The 1,037-nt window shown below is 46.4% G+C and carries 1 protein-coding gene; it reads left to right on the top strand.

What is annotated here, in order from left to right; genetic code table 11:
• Positions 1–1,037 (top strand): hemagglutinin repeat-containing protein (locus ACFINL_RS09685; protein WP_375651485.1); only part of this gene is annotated, 1,037 nt, incomplete at both ends.

Raw genomic sequence — 1,037 nt, forward strand, 5'->3', positions numbered from 1 at the left:
TTTTATGGCTCAGCCTATTATTTGAACAGAATTGGCTACAATCCTGATCGGGAGATTTTTTTCTTAGGGGATGCTTATTTCGAAAAGGAATTGATTGAAAAACAAATGCGTGATCTGGTTGGTCAAGGTTTGGGTAAAGGCTCCTTTATTCCTAGAAGTGATGCCATTGAACAAGTCAAAACTTTGCTGGATGTCGGGGCAGACTATGCAAAAGCCCACAATCTCCCTTTTGGTGAGGCTTTGAGTGAAGAACAATTGGCGTCCCTAGAAGTCCCGATGGTGATTTATGTGCGCCAACAGGTCAAGGGCATGGATGTTTATGCTCCGGTGCTTTACATCCCTGAAAAAGACAGAGCCTCCTTTGTTTCTGCTGGAGCTTTGATCATGGGCGATGGTGTCAATATCACCAGCCAGAATACGAGCAATTCAACGATTATCAATTCAGGGCGGATTGCGGCAAATCACCAATTGCATGTGCATGGCGGGGATATCCTCAGTCAAGGAGGGCATTTTGCGGCGGGTGGTGATGCTGTTATCCTTGCGGAGAAGAATATTCGTTTGGATGCAGGGCGCACAACGGTTGACGGCGTGGAGACAGTATTAAACACCGAGGCGCTTTCTGCTGGTGGCAATGCGAGCGTGATTGCCAAGCAAGATATCACCGCCTCAGGGGTGGGGATCACCACCGGAGGTGATCTTGCCATGGCTACAGAACAAGGCAACTTGACGATCGGTTCAGCAGAAACCCATTACCATGATGAACAGGGTGATGCCACCATGCATCATAAATCGGAAGTCAGTTCTGGTGGCTCGACGACACTTGCCTCTGGAAAAGATTTGAATATCTTAGGCTCTGATGTTCAAACAAAGGATAAACTTCTCTTGCAAGCTGAGAGGAATGTTTCGATTGATGCCACACGCAATAGTATGGATAATCAGAATGGGAGTGAAACATCTCATGTTGCTTTACACAATGGCTCTCATTTAAGTTCTGGAAAAGAGACCACTGTTCTCTCTGGAAAAGATATCCATATGGC

It is taken from the genome of Bartonella sp. AA78NXGY (assembly GCF_042197005.1).
Taxonomy (GTDB): domain Bacteria; phylum Pseudomonadota; class Alphaproteobacteria; order Rhizobiales; family Rhizobiaceae; genus Bartonella.